Origin of the sequence: Vibrio bivalvicida, from assembly GCF_001399455.2 — a bacterium.
GTDB lineage: Bacteria > Pseudomonadota > Gammaproteobacteria > Enterobacterales > Vibrionaceae > Vibrio > Vibrio bivalvicida.
Genome location: NZ_LLEI02000082.1, coordinates 1 through 931 on the forward strand (window position 1 = coordinate 1; position 931 = coordinate 931).

At 41.9% G+C, this 931-nt stretch carries 1 protein-coding gene; it reads right to left on the reverse strand.

Annotated elements, in window-relative coordinates; genetic code table 11:
* Window positions 1-323: 323 nt before the first annotated feature.
* The gene (locus APB76_RS19975) at window positions 324-770 is read right to left on the reverse strand and encodes a hypothetical protein (protein ID WP_054963613.1); all 447 of its coding nucleotides are present in this window, start codon (window positions 768-770) and stop codon (window positions 324-326) included.
* Between the last annotated feature and the right edge of the window lie 161 nt (window positions 771-931).

The window sequence follows — 931 nt, forward strand, 5'->3', positions numbered from 1 at the left end:
ATTTACCCACGGCAGCATTTCAACATCCAAGAAGCCGCACCAAAGAACTAAACAAACACACCACTTCAGTAAGCTGACTTCGGTTGATTCAAACACTTTTCGAACAGTGCCACTGGCGAGATAGTTTGTACCTAAGGACTATCAAGTGTGAAGCTAGAGCCCCGTATGCATGAGCACTTAGGCCCTTAGTTTCTTTAAACACTAGCTAACGCCCTGTTAAGGGGTGAGCAACGCAATACCAATGCCGCCGCATACCACCTTAAACACCAAAACCAACGCATAGTGAAAATGCCACGCGTTGCGAATCCCTCTTAAACAGTTTGTTAACTCACTTTCTCATCGTAATACACCAAACTACTAAGCTCACTCAAAATTACCTGCTTCATTTCCTTGATATCGAAATATGACCTAGGTGACCGCATTAAATCAATCGCAGCATAGTGACGCTCAGGCTCTTTCACCATCGGGCTTTCGTAGGCATTTGGGAAACCCTTGTGAATAAGTACATTTCTCATTGATACGAATGTCCATAGATATTCATGAGCTGTTTTTGACAAGTGGTTTTGCCCAAACGCGACCAATTTTTTATAAGGAGCGTCAAAATAGCTTGGTTCGTCTAGACTCATCGCTGCTTTTTGGCGGACTTCACTAAAAACGTATTCAAGCATTGCTATCAACCAAACCGCATAATTTGGAGAGTCATCGAATGTATCTAGTTCATGCTCTTTTAATTCTTCTATTCGAGACTCAATATAATCAATGTGCTTCATCCAAAAACACGTATTGCTATGTGAGCTTATACCATCCATGAAACTGACTTTTTTCAATCTGAAAAGCCTCCACTTTGTGAAGTGAGTTAACGCCCTGCTAAGTGGCTAGCAACGCATAACACGATACTTAAACTAGCCACCGTAAACACTGTACCAGACTA